A 15,284-nucleotide genomic window follows, 5' to 3' on the forward strand; every position below is an offset into this window, starting at 1 on the left:
GTGCGTGTACGGGGTGCCGCGAACAGGTCGGCAGATCGGTCAGCCGGCGAACCAGCGCTGGGGGCGCGGGTTGAGGTTCTGGTAGATGTGCTTGGACTCGCGGTACTCGGCGAGTCCGGTGGGGCCGAGCTCACGGCCCGTACCGGACTTGCCGAATCCGCCCCACTCGGCCTGCGGGAGATACGGGTGGTAGTCGTTGATCCAGACGGTGCCGTGCCGAAGCCGTCCGGCGACCCGGCGGGCGCGGCCCGCGTCGGTGGTCCAGACGGCACCCGCGAGTCCGTAGTCCGTGTCGTTGGCCAGAGTGACGGCCTCTTCCTCGGTACGGAAGGTCTCGACGGTGAGGATCGGGCCGAAGGTCTCCTCGCGGACCACCTTCATCCCGCGGTGGCAGCCGTCCAGCACGGTCGGCCGGTAGAAGTAGCCGTCGGCGGGCCGTACCGGGGAGGGTTCGGGGCGTGCGCCGCCGGAGCGGACGACCGCGCCCTCCTCCCGCGCGGAGGCGACGTACGCCTCGACCTTGGCGAGTTGCTGGGCGGAGACCAGCGGTCCGCATTCGACGCCGTCCGCGGTTCCGCGGCCGAGCCTGATGGCGTCGGCGCGGCGGGCGAGCTCGGTGACGAAGCGTTCGCGGACCGACTCCTCGATGATGAGCCGGGCCCCGGCGGAGCAGACCTGCCCGCTGTGGAAGAACGCGGCGTTCAGGGCCTGGTCGACGGCGGTGTCGAAGCCGGCTTCGGTGGCGCAGGCGTCGGCGAAGACGACGTTGGGGTTCTTGCCGCCGAGCTCCAGGGCGACCTTCTTGACGGTCGGGGCGGCGGCCCGCGCCACCTTCGTACCGCTGGCGAGTCCGCCGGTGAAGGAGACCAGGTCGACGTCCGGGTGCTCGGAGAGCCGGGCGCCCACGGGGTCGCCCGCGCCGGTGACGAGGTTGGCCGCCCCGTCCGGCAGCCCGGCCTCGGACAGCAGCCGCATCAGATGGACGGTGGACAGCGGCGTGACCTCGCTGGGCTTGAGGACGAAGGTGTTGCCCGCGGCGAGGGCGGGGGCGATCTTCCAGCTGGCCTGGAGGAGGGGGTAGTTCCAGGGGGCGATCAGGGCACAGACGCCCACCGGCTCGTGCACGACGATGCTGTGCACGTCGGGGTCGCCTGCGTCGACGACCCGGCCGCCGCTCTCGTTCATCACGAGGTCCGCGAAGTAGCGGAAGGCGTTGGTCACGTCGTCGACGTCGACGCGCCCCTCTTCGAGCGTCTTGCCGGTGTCGCGGCTCTCGGTCAGGGCGATCTCCTCGCGGTCGCGCTGGAGGAGGTCGGCGACGCGGCGCAGCAGCCCGGCGCGCTCGGCGACCGGCCGGTGGGGCCAGGGGCCGTCATCGAAGGCGCGGCGCGCGGCGGCGATCGCACGGTCGGTGTCCTCGGTGCCGCCCTCGGAGACGAGCGCCAGGACGGTGGCGTCGGCGGGGTCGAGGATCTCGCGCGTCGCGCCTGATGCGGCGGCTTGCCAGATGCCGTCGATATGAATGGTGTCGAGCGCCGCCATGTCCTGTATCTGCCTTCCGTACCGAAATACTCCCCGCCGGATCGGCCGGGGAGCGTCTGCGCGGGCGGCCGCGATTCGGTCGCACCAGCGGCCTGGACCCCTCCCCGGTCCGGCGGAATGTATGCCAGGAACTTCACGCTGAGTGATGCGGCTCACTCTGAGCAGCCAGAGGGCCCCCCGGCATGCGCGACGGCCCGCCGGAGGTCCCTGGTGCGGGACCGCCCGGCGGGCCGTGGACGACGTGTGAGCGGGCAGGCGCTCTCGGCAGGAACGCGTGGCGGGCGTGGCGGGCTCAGAGGGCGGCGGTGACCGTGCCGGACCCCTCCCCCGCCGCCCCCGAGCCCTCCACGCTCACGCGGTACACCCGGTCCGTCCCCTGCGCCGTCACCCGCACCGCGCCGCCCTCGCGTACGACGCGGAAGACGGCGGCCGGAGCGCCCGACAGATCGGGTACGGAAACGGCCACCGGGCCGTCCGGTCCGTCCGGGCCGAAGACCCGCAGGGTGAGTCCGTCCAGCCAGTCCCCGTCCGGCCGCTGGTCGTCGGCGCCCCAGGGCAGTACGGCTCCGGGCCTGACGAGCAGCGGCAGGCTGTCGAAGCCGTGCGTCTCGTGGTGCCACGCCGGGCCGGTGATCCGCTCACCGGTCAGCAGCGAGGTCCAGGTGCCCTCGGGGACGTAGAACTCGACCTCGCCGTCGGCGGAGAACACCGGGGCGACCAGCAGATCGGGGCCGAGCATGTACTGACGGTCCAGCGTGCGGGTGGCCGGGTCCTCGGGGAACTCCATCAGCATGGGCCGCATCACCGGGACGCCCGTGCGGTGCGCCTCGGCGGCCGCTCCGTACAGATAGGGCATCAGCCTGTGCTTGAGGAGCGTGAACTGCCGTGCCACGTCCACCGCTTCCTCCCCGAAGGCCCACGGCACCCGGTAGGACACGTTGCCGTGGAGCCGGCTGTGCGAGGACAACAGCCCGAAGGCCAGCCACCGCTTGAAGACCTCCGGGTCGGGAGTGCCCTCGAAGCCGCCGATGTCATGGCTCCAGAAGCCGAACCCGGACAGGCTCAGGGACAGGCCGCCGCGCAGCGACTCGGCCATGGCCGTGAACGAGGCGAAGCAGTCGCCGCCCCAGTGCACCGGGAACTGCTGGCCCCCGGCCGTCGCCGAGCGGGCGAAGAGCACCGCTTCGCCGTGGCCGCGCTCCTTCTCCAGGAGTTCGAAGACGGTGCGGTTGTAGATCTGCGCGTAGTAGTTGTGCATCCGCTCGGGGTCGGAGCCGTCGTGCCAGACCACGTCGGTGGGGACGCGCTCGCCGAAGTCCGTCTTGAAGCAGTCGACTCCCTGGTCGAGGAGGACCCGGAGTTTGCTGTTGTACCACTCGCGTGCGGCGGGGTCGGTGAAGTCGACCAGCGCCATACCGGGCTGCCACAGGTCCCACTGCCAGACGTCGCCGTTGGGCCTGCGCACCAGATACCCGTGCTCGGCGCCCTCCGCGAACAGGGCGGACTTCTGCGCGATGTACGGGTTGATCCACATGCTGATCCGCAGTCCGCGCTCCTTGAGCCGGGCCAGCATGCCTTCCGGGTCGGGGAACACGTCCGGGTCCCAGAGGAAGTCCGACCACTGGTACTCGCGCATCCAGAAGCAGTCGAAGTGGAAGACGGTGAGCGGGATGTCGCGCTCGGCCATCCCGTCCACGAAGGACGTGACCGTCTCCTCGTCGTACGAGGTGCAGAACGAGGTGGTCAGCCAGAGGCCGAAGGACCAGGCGGGCGGCAGCGCCGGCCGTCCGGTCAGCGCGGTGTAGCGGGCCAGCACCTCCTTGGGCGTCGGCCCGGCCACGACGTAGAACTCCAGCGACTGGTCCTCGACGCTGAACTGCACCTGTCCCACCGACTCCGAGCCGATCTCGAAGGAGACCTTGCCCGGGTGGTTGACGAAGACGCCGTAGCCGCGCGAGGAGAGGTAGAACGGGATGTTCTTGTAGGCCTGTTCGCTGCTGGTGCCGCCGTCGGCCTGCCAGATGTCGACGCTCTGGCCGTTCTTCACGTACGGCGTGAAGCGCTCGCCGAGGCCGTACACGTTCTCGCCCACCGCCAGGGCGAGTTGGGTGATCATGTGGTGTGCGCCGTCGGGTGTGGTGGCGAATGCGGTGCCCTTGGCGTCGACGCCGGTGAGGCGTCGCCCCACGTCGTCCAGGAAGGTCATGCCCCACGGGCCGTCGCCGTCCATGCGCAGGGTCAGCGGGCCGCTGGTCAGCTCGGTGACCGGGCCGTCCCGGCGGACCTGGGCGCGGGACGCGGGATCAGGGCCGGGCAACAGGGTGAAGTCGGGCCCGCGTCTCGCCCTTCCGGCGTGATGGGTGGTGCGTACGCCGATGACCCCCTCGGCCGGTGAGAAGCATTCGACGGTGATCAGCGGGGTGTTGAGGGTGTCTCCGCGTTCGGCGACGTGCTTGACCGCCGCGTAGGCGGTGAACCGGTCGTCCTCGGCGCGCAGATCGCGGATCTCGGTCGCGTAGCAGGCACGGACGCCCTCACGCATGAGCCAGAAGCCGTCGGTGAATTTCATGAGGACTCCTTGCCGGAAACGAAGGCGAGGCGGGCGAGGCGTACGTCGCCGCGCAGCGCGACACGTACGTCATGGACTCCGCGGACGGTGAGCTCCGCGTGATGGGTGCGGACGTCGTACGGTCCCTCGCCGCCCGGCACGACGATGTCCGCCGACACGCCCTCCACCGTCACCACCACGGACCCCCGCCCCGCCGCCGACACCGTGACGGACCGCGTCCCGTCACCGAAGTCACAGCGCCTGAAGAGGAGTTGGCCGAACCCGCCGACGGGTGACACCGCGTCACCTTCCGTCTTCGCACGGTCGACGATCACCGTTTCCCGCTGCTCGTCGTAGTCGGCCGCCTCAAGTCCTCGCTCCAGGACGGGCCGGGGGCCGGACGGCTCACCGTCCACGACCACTGTGACGGCGGCGCGGATGTCGGCGCTGGAGGCGCCCGCCAGCAGTTCGTACAGGCCCGGCTCGACGGTCCAGCGGCCGTGCGCCACATCCCAGTGGCCGAGCTCCGCCACCGGGACGAGGAACTCGACGCGCTCCCCCGCGCCCGGCGCGATGCGCAGTCTGCGGTGGCCGACCAGCTTGCGCAGCGGCAGCTCGGCGGCCGGTTCGACGGCTCGCGCATAGAGCTGCGCGACCTCGTCGGCGGCGGCAGCGCCGGTGTTGGTGACGGTGAACGACACCCGGATCATGTCCTCCTCACGCGCGGCACTCAGACCGGCGTACGCGAAGTCGGCGTACGTGAGGCCGTGGCCGAACGGATAGAGCGGGGTGCCCCGGAAGTAGAGGTAGGTCTGGCGGGAGCCGATGATGTCGTAGTCCAGCAGGTCAGGCAGGTCGGTGTCGGAGGCGTACCAGGTCTGCGGGAGCCGTCCGGCCGGGGAGACGTCACCCGCCAGGACGCGCGCCAGCGCGGTGCCCGCGGCCTGCCCGCCGTGCGCCGTCCACAGCAGGGCGGGCAGGGCGGCGGCGGCCTCCGTGACCGCGTACGGATAGGCGGAGGTCAGCACCAGGACCGTGCGGGGGTTGGCGGCGTGCGCGGCGCGCCACAGCCGCTCCTGCTGGGGCGGCAGGCCGAGCGTCGTACGGTCCTCGGTCTCCCGGCCGTTGATGTGCGGGTCGTTCCCGGCGACGACGACCACGGTGTCGGCGGCCGCCGCGGCCCGGGCCACGGCGTCCTCGCCGCGCTCGACGACCTCGACCTCGAAGACCGTGCCGAGGGCGGCGGAAACTTTTCCGCCGGAGTCGGCAACCTTTGCCCCGTCGGTGGCGACACAGACGTATCCACCTGTCCCGATGTGCAGAAGGCGGTGCCCGCCCCCGTGTCCCTCCACCGCTTCCAGGCGGAAGGTCTCCTGGACGACCCAGCCTCCCGGTTCGTCGGCGGACGCCCGTACGTATCCGTCGTCCGCGACCGAGAGATAACGGCCCGCGGCCGTACGCAGGGTGAGGACACCGCCGCCCCAGTCGACCAGTGCGAGGTCGGCGGCGTGCTCCCCGCAGGTGAGCGGCGGCAGGTCGGTGCGGCCCGCGAGCAGCGCCGGGTCGAGCGCCCCTTCGGCGCCGCGTACCCGGTCGGCGTCCTCGTCCGCCGCGGGGACCTGGAGCCAGCCGTCGGCGCACTTCAGCCGGACCCGGTCCGCGCCCTCCGCGAACAGGACGTCCGTAGCGCCGTACCGCTCCCGCAGCCCGTCGAGCGGGGTCGAGCGGTGCAGGAGTGTGCCGCTGTACCAGTCGAGCTTGCAGGCGTCGGCGAGCAGCCCGACGACGGCCACGGTCCGGCCGGCCTCCGGCACGAGGGGCAGCAGCCCGTCGTTCTTCAGCAGCACCACGGCCTGCTCGGCGGCCTCCTGCGCGAGGGCGCGGTGCCCGGCCGTGTCGAAGCCGGCGGTGCCCGCGTACGGGTCGAGGTCCGGGTCGAACTCACCCAGCGAGAAGCGCAGGGCGAGCAGCCGGCGCACCGCCGTGTCGATGTCGCTCTCGTCGATCAGGCCCTTGGCGAGCGCGTCACGGATGCGCCCCGTCATGACGGCGGAGTCCTGGCCGTGGTCGGTGAAGCTGTCGACGCCGGCCTTCAGGGCGGCGGCGGTGGCTTCCTCGTGGGTGTCGAAGTAGTGCTCGGAGTCGACCAGGTTGGACGGCGCCCCGGCGTCCGAGCAGACGACGAGGGACTGTTCGGTCCAGCGGCGGAGCTGCCCGCCGAGGAGCGGCGAGACGTGGTTGGGGCGGCCGTTGACCAGGTTGTACGCGGGCATGACGCCGGCGACCGCGCCGGCCCGTACGGCGTCGCGGAAGGCCCGCAGGTCGTACTCGTGCAGCACACGCGGGCGGACCGACGAGGAGGCCGTGTCGCGGTCGGTCTCGTTGTTGTGCGCGAGCCAGTGCTTGAGGACCGGGGCCGTACGCCAGTAGCGGAGGTCGTCACCGCGCAGCCCCCGGGTGTAGGCGACGGCGAGGGCGGAGGTCAGCGCCGGGTCCTCGGCGTACCCCTCCTCGCCGCGGCCCCACAGCGGGTGGCGCAGCAGATTCACTGTCGGGGCCCAGACGTTGAGCCCGACCCGGTCGTCCTCGGCGCGCTTGGCGCGGACCTCGTCGCCCACGGCTTCGCCGACGCGGCGGACCAGTTCGTCGTTCCAGGTCGCGCCGAGTCCGACGGCCTGCGGGAAGACGGTCGCGGGGCCCATCCAGGCGACTCCGTGGAGTGCTTCCTGTCCGGTACGGAACGCCCCGAGTCCCAGCCGCTCCACCGGCGGCGCGAACTGGTGGAGCATCGCGATCCGTTCGTCGAGCGTGAGCCGCCGGAGCAGATCGTCGGTGCGCCGGGCGAAGGGCAGCCGCGGGTCGCGGAAGGGCAGCGAATGGTCCGTCACGTGCGGGTCCCCTTGGAGAGGTGGGATGACTGAGCGCTCCGTCGAGCGCCGGGCCGGAGAAGATCTTTCGAAGCGCTTCGATGCTCGGTGCCGGAACCGGCAGGTGTCAAGGGTGCGGCACTGCTCAGCCGCGCCCGGGTGCCCGATCGAGGCCCAACCGACGCCCACAGCACAGGGGAAACAGAACAGGAACAGCTCGGAGGAATCGAGGATCGGACTCTTGTGCGGCCGGATGGCTTCACTTAACCTCGCTGCAACATCGAAGCGCTTCGACAGCGTTTCGGAACAGGCCGGTTCATCCGGCCCGGTCACTAACGCCCCACCTCAGACACAGGAGCCGATCGGCGGACGCCCGCCGTGTGTCGTCCTGGTGCGCCTCGAAGGGTTGACGCAATGACGCCGAATTCCTCCTCTTCCCCGAGCCGGAGAAGCTTCCTCGCCTCCACCGCGGTCGTCGTGGCCGCCGTGGGCGGCGGGATACCGCTGCTCACCGCCTGCGGCGGTTCGGACAACGCGAAGAACGAGGGCACCACGACCGGCAAGAAGCTCAAGGGCCTGCTTCCGGCGTACGTCCCCTCCGCGGCCGTCACCCCGGACATCCCCGCCAGGAACGGCTCGGCGATCGGCTTCACCACCGCCAAGCCCGCCGGCCAGCTGGTCACGTCGGTACCGGAGAAGCTGGGCAAGGGCAGCGAGGTGAGCATCATGGCCCCGCTGTGGGGCACCTCGCCGGGGACCGGCAACGCGTACTGGACCGCGATGGACGAAGCGGCCGGCGTCAAGGTCAAGTGGCAGAACCAGGACGGCAACGTCTACGGGCAGAAGCTGGGAGCGGTCCTCGCCTCCAGCCACGTCCCCGACGCCGTGGTGGTGCCCAGCTGGGAGCTGAACGGCAAGATCCCGAGCGCGATCGCCAACAAGTTCGCCGATCTGGGCCCCTACCTGGCCGGCGACAAGGTCAAGGCGTACCCGAACCTCGCGGCCATCCCGACCGGCGCCTGGCAGCGGGCGGTCTTCGGCGGCAAGCTGCGCGGCCTGCCCTTCCCGGCCGAGTCCACCCCGAACATCGCGCCCTTCTACCGGCCCGGCGTCTTCGAGGAGAAGGGGTACGAGGTCCCCACCACCACGCAGGAGTTCTACGACCTCTGCAAGGAGATGAACGCTCCGAAGAGCAAGGTGTGGGCCTGCGGTGACATGACCTGGTCGGCGTTCTCCTTCTTCGGGGTGCTGGCCGAGAAGCCGCACTACTGGAAGCTCGTGGACGGCGAGCTGGTCAACCGCTACGAGACCGACGAGTACCTCGAAGCCCTGGAGTGGTCGCGCTCGCTGTACTCGGCCGGCTTCGTCCACCCCGACGTCAAGGCCGAACGCGGCGACCAGAAGAACCTGTTCTCCTCGGGCAAGCTCATGATGTACAACGGCGACATCTCCGACTGGTACGGCGCGACGGCCGTCCAGCGGCTGGCCGACCCGACGTTCACCATGGCGGCGATGGACATCTTCGCCCACGACGGCGGCACGCCCACCCTGTACGCGGCGCCGCCCTCGAACATCTGGTGCTTCATCAGCGAGAAGGCCGACAAGAGGAAGATCGAGGACATCCTCGCCCTCGCCAACTTCACGGCCGCCCCGTACGGCTCCAAGGAGCAGCGTCTGAAGGCGTACGGCGTCGAGGGGGTGCACCACACCGTCAAGGACGGCATGATCGCCAAGACCGAGGACGGCAACAACCAGGTCTTCGCGACCTACGAGTACATCGCGGGCCCGGCCGCCTTCCGCGCCTTCCCCGACCACCCGGACGTCGCCAAGGGCATGGTCGAGTGGCAGCAGCGCCAGGGCGCGCACACACGAAAGCCGCTCTTCTACGGCATGCAGATCCAGGAACCGGCCCGGTACGCGGAACTGAACGCCCAGTTCGAGGACCTGGAGAAGGACATCGTCCGCGGCCGCAAGAAGGTCGGCGACATGCAGCAGAACGTCTCCGACTGGCGCTCGCGCGGCGGCGACAAGCTCCGCGACTGGTACAAGAAGCTGCTCGACGAGACCGGCGACGCGGCCTCCTGACATGGTCGACACCGAACCCCGCACCAGGGCCGAGGCTCCCCCGGCCGTGAGGAAACGGCGCGTCGAGGCGGTCAGGGCGACGGGTGGGATCACACTGCGGCACCGGCTGCGGCGTGACCGCACGCTGATCCTCATGACGCTGCCGGCGATCCTCCTCCTGGTCGTCTTCGCGTACGTCCCGCTCGCCGGGAACGTCGTCGCCTTCCAGGAGTACGACCCGTACATCGCGGACAACGCCTTCCAGGCCATCCTGCAGAGCCCCTGGGTGGGCCTCGACCAGTTCCAGGCGATGGTGAACGACCGCCTGTTCTGGGCGGCACTGCGCAACACGCTCGCGATCTTCCTGATCCAGCTGACGCTGTTCTTCCCGGTCCCTGTCCTGCTCGCCCTGTTCGTCAACAGCTTCGTCCGCCCGCGCGTCCGAGCCGTCGCGCAGGCGATCCTCTACCTGCCGCACTTCTTCTCCTGGGTGCTCGTCGTCACCGTCTTCCAGCAGATGTTCGGCGGCGCGGGCCTCATCTCGCAGACCTTGCGGGACCACGGACACAACGGCATCGACCTGATGACCGACCCGGGTCTGTTCAAGTTCCTGATCACCTTCGAGATGATCTGGAAGGACGCCGGCTGGGGCGTCATCGTCTTCCTCGCGGCCCTCGCCTCCGTCAGTCCCGACCTGTACGAGGCGTCCGCGATGGACGGTGCGAACCGGTGGCGCCGGATGTGGCACATCACGCTGCCCGCGCTGCGCCCCGTCGTCGCCCTGCTGCTCGTCCTCCAGGTCGGCAACGCGCTGACCGTCGGATTCGAGCAGATCCTGCTGCAACGGACGGCGGTCGGCCCCGGCGCGTCGGAGGTCCTGGACACCTACGTATGGAACGTCGGCATCACCAACGGCGGCTTCAGCTACGCGGCGGCCGTCGGCATCGTCAAGGGAATCGTCGGCCTGCTGCTCGTGCTCGCGGCCAACAAGGTCGCCCATCTCATGGGCGAGCAGGGGGTGTACAAGAAGTGAGCCTGCTCGCAGGGAAACTCAACGGACGGCAGCAGGGCCCGATGGTACGGGGCAGGCTGCGGCCCGTCTGGGAGGAGGAGCCGACGAGGGCCGGCCTCGCGGCCAAGGGCGTCGTCCTGACCGGGGTCTGCCTCGCGGTGCTCTTCCCCCTCTGGGTGGTGATCGTCACCAGCCTCTCCTCGGTGGAGACCATCACCGGGACCGGCGGACTGGTCGTGATCCCCCGGGGCATCACCTTCGTCGCCTACCAGGAGCTTCTGGGCGGCGGCCAGGTGACCCGGGCCACGGTGGTCAGCCTCTGCGTGACACTGGTCGGCACACTGTTCAGCATGACCGTGTCGGTCATGTGCGCCTACGGGCTCTCCCGCACCGGATCGGTCCTTCACCGGCCGTTCCTGGTGGTCCTTCTCGCCACCATGTTCTTCGGCGCCGGACTCATCCCCACCTACCTGGTGGTGCAGGGCCTCGGCCTCACCGACTCCTATCTGTCGCTGATCCTCCCCAGCGCCCTGAACGTCTTCAACATCCTGGTCCTGCGCGCCTTCTTCATGAGCACCGCTCAGGAACTCATCGAGAGCGCCCGGATCGACGGGGCCGGCGACTTCCGCATCCTGTGGCAGATCGTCATGCCGCTCTCCCGGGCCGTCATCGCGGTGATCACGCTCTTCTACGCGGTCGGCTACTGGAGCGCCTGGTTCAACGCCTCGATCTACATCAGCGACCCGGACATGCTCCCGCTGCAGAACATCATGAACCAGCTGGTCCTCAAGCAGGAGCGGCCCGTCGGCCTCGCGCAAGCCATCAACACCGGGGGGCTCTCCCCGCTCGCCGTCCAGATGGCCGTGATGGTGCTGGCCCTGCTGCCCGTCGCGGTCCTCTCGCCGTTCGTCCAGAAGCACTTCAGGAAGGGCATGCTCACCGGCGCGATCAAGGGCTGAGCCGGCCGCCGTCCTCCGCTCCCCCGCACGTACGACCCCGCCACTCCCCCAACGGAAGGTGTTCGTCATGCGCGATTCGTCCCTCCCCCTGCCCCGTCGCCGCACCGTGCTCGCCGGAGCGGCCGTCGCGGCGGCGGCCTCCACCCTGGCGGTCGCGGCCCCCGCCGGGGCCGCGCCCCGGCGCAGGGGGGCGGCCGCCCAGGCATACCGCTGGCGGACCGCCGCTATCGGCGGCACCGGCTTCGTGACGGGCGTGCTCTTCCACCCGGCCGTCGCGGGCCTGGCGTACGCCCGTACCGACATCGGCGGCGCCTACCGGTGGGACGCGGCCGCGGCCCGCTGGACCGCGCTCACCGACCACCTCGGCTGGGACGACTGGAACCTGCTGGGCGTCGAGGCCCTGGCAGTCGACCCGGCCTTCCCCAACCGGCTGTACCTCGCACTCGGTACGTACGCCCAGTCCTGGGCGGGCCCGGGCGCGGTGCTCCGGTCGGACGACCGGGGCGCGACCTGGGCCCGCACGGACCTGACCGTACGGCTGGGGGCGAACGAGGACGGGCGCGGTGCGGGCGAGCGGCTGCTCGTCGACCCGCGCGACAGCGAGACGCTCTGGCTCGGCACCCGCCACGACGGACTGCTGCGCTCCACCGACCGCGGCGCCACCTGGGCCCCGGCCGCCTTCCCCGCCACTGCGTCGGCGAGCGGCCAGGGCGTCACATTGCTCGTGGCGGCGGGCCGGACGGTGTACGCGGGGTGGGGTGACGGCGGCACGGCGCTCTACCGTACGGACGGTTCGGGCGGCTGGCAGGCGGTGCCGGGGCAGCCGTCCGCGGGCGCCGCGGCGACGAAGGTACCGATCCGCGCCGCGTACGACGCGGGTACACGGGCGCTGTACGTGACCTACGCGGACGGCTCCGGCCCCAACAACCAGTCCAACGGCTCCGTCCACCGTCTCGACACGGTGACGGGTGTGTGGTCCGACGTCTCTCCCGTCGCACCGGGCGGCGGCGACGCGTTCGGATACGGCGGTGTCGCCGTCGACGCGAGCCGCCCCGGCACGGTCGTCGTGTCGACCAACAACCGCTGGGGGCCCGTCGACACCCTCTTCCGTTCCACGGACGGCGGCGCGAGCTGGACCTCGCTCAAGGACTCCGCGGTTCTCGACGTGTCCGAGACCCCGTATCTGCGCTGGGGCGGCACCGACGCGAAGTTCGGCTGGTGGATCCAGGCCCTCGCCGTCGACCCCTTCGACTCGCGGCACATCGTGTACGGCACGGGCGCCACGGTCTTCGGGACACGCGACCTCGTGCACTGGGCGCCGGAGATCAGGGGCTTGGAGGAGTCCGCGGTGCGCCAGCTGATCGCGCCTCCTTCGGGCGGGGCACAACTGCTCAGCGGGCTCGGGGACATCGGCGTGATGTACCACGAATCCCTGACCGCGTCCCCGTCGCGCGGCATGGCGTCGAACCCGGTGTCCGGCTCGGCCACCGGGCTCGCACTGGCCACGCTCAGACCGTCGTACGTCGTACGGACAGGCTGGCCCTCGGGGGGCGCCGCCGGGGCGTATTCGAACGACGGCGGCGCGAGCTGGCAGCCCTTCGCCTCGCAGCCGTCCCTCGCCGCTTCCGCGCCCGGCCCGATCGCCGTGAGCGCGGACGGCAGAACGCTCCTCTGGTCGTTCATCCACTGGGACGGCACGAAGTACGCCGCCCACCGCTCGACGAACAGCGGCGCCACCTGGACGGAGGTCACCACCTTCCCGAAGGGCGCGACGCCGGTCGCCGATCCACTCGACTCCGCCCGCTTCTACGCCTACGACACCGACACGGGCGCGGTCTTCGTGTCCAAGGACTCGGGCGTCACCTTCACCAGGGGAGCCTCGCAACTCCCCGCCGGAGACGTGCAGTTCCGGATCGCCGCGGCTCCCGGCCGCAGCGGCGACCTGTGGCTGTCGGCGAAGGACAACGGACTGTTCCGCTCGACGGACGGCGGCCTCGTCTTCACCAAGGTGGCGGGCTGCCAGGCATCCCACGCCCTCGGCTTCGGCAGGGCGGCGCCTTCGACGGGCCGGCGGCCCAGAGCCGGCTACCCGGCGATCCGGCCGGGTCTCCGCCACGTACGACGGTGTGGCGGTGCTGCGTTCCGACGACGCGGGCGCCACCTGGGTCCGGATCAACGACCAGGCGCACCAGTGGGGCTGGACCGGCGAGGTCATCACCGGCGATCCCCGCGTCCACGGCCGCGTCTACCTCGGCACCAACGGCCGCGGCATCCAGTACGCGGACCCCGAGTGAGAAACGAGACGTCCATGCCCTCCCTGCGCGACGCCACCCGAGGCCGCATCCTCTTCGGCGGCGACTACAACCCCGAGCAGTGGCCCGAGGAGGTGTGGGCCGAGGACGCCCGGCTCATGCGGGAGGCCGGCGTCAACTCCGTCACCCTCGGCGTCTTCTCCTGGGCGATGATCGAACCGCGCCCGGGGGCGCGGGAGTTCGGCTGGCTCGACCGGCTGATGGACCTGATGGACGAGCACGGCATCGGAGTCGTCCTCGCCACACCCACCTCGTCGCCACCGCCCTGGATGGGCGCACGGCACCCGGAGACGCTGCCGCGCGCCGAGGACGGTTCGGTGATCTGGTACGGGTCTCGGCAGCACTTCTGCGCCAGCTCGCCCGTCTACCGGCGCTACGCCGCCGCGCTCACCGAGGACCTGGCGGCGCGGTACGCGGACCACCCGGCGCTCACGGTGTGGCACATCAACAACGAGTACTGCACGCACTGCTGGTGCGATGCCACCGCCGGTCACTTCCGCCGCTGGCTGGCCGGCCGGTACACCACGGTGTCGGCGCTCAACGAGGCGTGGGGCACCGCCTTCTGGAGTCAGCGCTACGACTCCTGGGCGGAGATCCTGCCGCCCCGCAAGGCCCAGTACCTGCACAACCCGGCGCAGTTGCTGGACTTCAGGCGGTTCACGTCCGACGCCCTGATGGAGTGCTATCTCGCCGAGCGGGACATCGTCGCCCGGCACAGTCCGCACATCCCGGTGACCACCAACTTCATGCCGTTGTGGTCCGGTCAGGACGCGTGGGCGTGGGCGGCCGAGGAGGACATCGTCTCGGTCGACGTCTATCCCGATCCGCGCGACCCGCAGGGCGGCCAGTACAACGCGATGCTCGCCGACATGACGCGCTCGCAGGCCGGGGGGCCGTGGATGGTGATGGAGCAGGCCGCGGGACCGGTCAACTGGCGCGGGGTCAACCACCCCAAGCCGGCCGGGCTCAACCGGCTCTGGTCGCTGCAGTCGGTGGCCCGGGGCGCCGACGCCATCTGCTACTTCCAGTGGCGGCAGTCCCGGCAGGGCGCCGAGAAGTTCCACTCGGGGATGCTCAGCCACGCGGGCGAACAGGGGCGCACCTTCGGCGAGATCAAGCGGATCGGGGCGGAGCTCGGACTCCTCGGCCCGGAGGTGAGCGGCGCCGCGGTGGCCGGCGACGTGGCGATCCTGCACGACTGGGACGCGTGGTGGGCGGGTGCGCAGGAGGGGCGGCCGTCCTCGCTCCTTTCGTACCCGGAGGTCGTCCAGTCCTGGCACCGCGGCCTCTGGGAGAACGGGATCGCGACCGAGTTCGCCCGTCCGGAAGCCGACTTGAGCGGATACCGGATGGTCGCCGTACCCCACCTCTATCTGCTCACGGACGCGGCGACCGACAACCTCCTCGCCTACGTACGGGGTGGCGGCACGCTGGTCTGCGGCTTCTTCACCGGTGTCGCCGACGAGGACGACCGGATCAGGCCGGGTGGGATGGACGTACGGCTGCGTGAGCTGTTCGGGATCCGTACGGTGCACGAGTGGTGGCCGCTCGACGCGGGCGCGGTGGTGGAGTGCGACGGCTTCGACGCAGGTCTGTGGTCCGAGGAGCTGGAACCTGACGGCACTGCGGAGACGGTCGCCGCCTACCGCGGCGGTGAGCTCGACGGCCTGCCCGCGGTGCTGCGCAAGGCCACCGCGTGGTACGTGTCGACGCTGCCCTGCCCGGAGGCCCTGCGCGAGCTGCTGGGCCGCGTGGCCGGGGAGGCGGGGGTCCGCCCCGTACTGACCGGCCTGCCCGCCGGGGTGGAGGCGGTCCGCCGGGGTGACGTGCTGTTCCTGCTCCACCACGGCCGCAACCGGGTGACCGTACCGCTGCCGGGACCGCACATCGATCTGCTGACCGGCGCGAAGACGGACGGCGGCGTGGAACTGGACCGCTACGGGGTGGCCGCGCTCAGGAGCACCACGGCGGCATGACCGG

Annotated in this window: 7 protein-coding genes and 1 pseudogene; 5 read left to right on the top strand and 3 right to left on the bottom strand. The window is 71.0% G+C overall.

From position 1 onward, the window contains the following. Nucleotides 1–39: 39 nt before the first annotated feature. The 3 genes from AC07FA_RS08705 to AC07FA_RS08715 all read right to left on the bottom strand — a co-directional run bounded on the left by AC07FA_RS08705 (nucleotide 40) and on the right by AC07FA_RS08715 (nucleotide 6,978). Entirely contained in the window at nucleotides 40–1,542 is a 1,503-nt protein-coding gene (locus AC07FA_RS08705) for an aldehyde dehydrogenase family protein (protein ID WP_479074057.1), read from the bottom strand. Between the two features lie 292 nt (nucleotides 1,543–1,834). Beyond that, complete coding sequence (gene yicI, locus AC07FA_RS08710) at nucleotides 1,835–4,111, bottom strand: alpha-xylosidase (RefSeq protein ID WP_479074058.1); 2,277 nt, start codon at nucleotides 4,109–4,111, stop codon at nucleotides 1,835–1,837. After that, nucleotides 4,108–6,978, bottom strand: a complete 2,871-nt coding sequence (locus tag AC07FA_RS08715; protein WP_479074059.1) for a glycoside hydrolase family 3 C-terminal domain-containing protein — start codon at nucleotides 6,976–6,978, stop codon at nucleotides 4,108–4,110. Before AC07FA_RS08715 ends, yicI begins: the two co-directional genes overlap by 4 nt. Nucleotides 6,979–7,371: 393 nt before the next feature. On the opposite strand from AC07FA_RS08715, the gene AC07FA_RS08720 reads away from it, so the two are divergent. The 5 genes and pseudogenes from AC07FA_RS08720 (at nucleotide 7,372) to AC07FA_RS08740 (ending at nucleotide 15,280) form a co-directional block, all read left to right on the top strand. Beyond that, nucleotides 7,372–9,042, top strand: a complete 1,671-nt coding sequence (locus AC07FA_RS08720) for an extracellular solute-binding protein (protein WP_479074061.1) — start codon at nucleotides 7,372–7,374, stop codon at nucleotides 9,040–9,042. A 1-nt stretch (nucleotide 9,043) separates the two neighbouring features. Then, on the top strand, nucleotides 9,044–10,054 hold the full coding sequence (locus tag AC07FA_RS08725) for an ABC transporter permease (protein WP_479074063.1): 1,011 nt from the start codon (nucleotides 9,044–9,046) through the stop codon (nucleotides 10,052–10,054). Between the two features lie 41 nt (nucleotides 10,055–10,095). Next, a complete protein-coding gene (locus tag AC07FA_RS08730) occupies nucleotides 10,096–10,992 on the top strand; it encodes a carbohydrate ABC transporter permease (protein WP_479074263.1) in 897 nt (298 codons plus the stop codon). A gap of 67 nt (nucleotides 10,993–11,059) precedes the next feature. Further along, a pseudogene (locus AC07FA_RS08735) lies at nucleotides 11,060–13,286 on the top strand (1,4-beta-glucanase). 14 nt (nucleotides 13,287–13,300) lie between these two features. Then, on the top strand, nucleotides 13,301–15,280 hold the full coding sequence (locus AC07FA_RS08740; RefSeq protein ID WP_479074065.1) for a beta-galactosidase: 1,980 nt from the start codon (nucleotides 13,301–13,303) through the stop codon (nucleotides 15,278–15,280). Nucleotides 15,281–15,284 lie beyond the last annotated feature (4 nt).

Source organism: Streptomyces sp. NPDC045968 (assembly GCF_056430475.1).

What these genes read in the sequence shown, in the direction of transcription:
- AC07FA_RS08720 (WP_479074061.1), top strand. Translation starts at nt 7,372, where the DNA reads ATGACGCCGAATTCCTCCTCTTCCCCGAGCCGGAGAAGCTTCCTCGCC.
- yicI (WP_479074058.1), bottom strand. Translation starts at nt 4,111, where the DNA reads ATGAAATTCACCGACGGCTTCTGGCTCATGCGTGAGGGCGTCCGTGCC.
- AC07FA_RS08730 (WP_479074263.1), top strand. Translation starts at nt 10,096, where the DNA reads ATGGTACGGGGCAGGCTGCGGCCCGTCTGGGAGGAGGAGCCGACGAGG.
- AC07FA_RS08740 (WP_479074065.1), top strand. Translation starts at nt 13,301, where the DNA reads ATGCCCTCCCTGCGCGACGCCACCCGAGGCCGCATCCTCTTCGGCGGC.
- AC07FA_RS08705 (WP_479074057.1), bottom strand. Translation starts at nt 1,542, where the DNA reads ATGGCGGCGCTCGACACCATTCATATCGACGGCATCTGGCAAGCCGCC.
- AC07FA_RS08725 (WP_479074063.1), top strand. Translation starts at nt 9,044, where the DNA reads ATGGTCGACACCGAACCCCGCACCAGGGCCGAGGCTCCCCCGGCCGTG.